The organism is Ornithinibacillus bavariensis, from assembly GCF_018333235.1.
Lineage (GTDB): Bacteria > Bacillota > Bacilli > Bacillales > Amphibacillaceae > Ornithinibacillus > Ornithinibacillus bavariensis.
On sequence record NZ_BORP01000023.1, the window covers coordinates 1 to 258 of the forward strand.

A 258-nucleotide genomic window follows, 5' to 3' on the forward strand; every position below is an offset into this window, starting at 1 on the left:
CCTTAGGATTCTCTCCTCGCCTACCTGTGTCGGTTTGCGGTACGGGCACCTATAATCTGGCTAGAAGCTTTTCTTGGCAGTATGAAATCAGGAACTTCGCTACTAAAATTCGCTCCCCATCACAGCTTGAGCTCAGTTGGACGGATTTGCCTATCCAACACCCTCACTGCTTGGACGCGCACATCCATACGCGCGCTTTCCCTATCCTCCTGCGTCCCTCCATTGCTCATAACGATTATGAGGTGGTACAGGAATATC

1 rRNA gene is annotated in these 258 nt (G+C 50.8%); it reads right to left on the reverse strand.

The features are described 5' to 3' along the window. Nucleotides 1-258: ribosomal RNA gene (locus KI338_RS17600) — 23S ribosomal RNA — on the reverse strand; the annotation flags it as partial.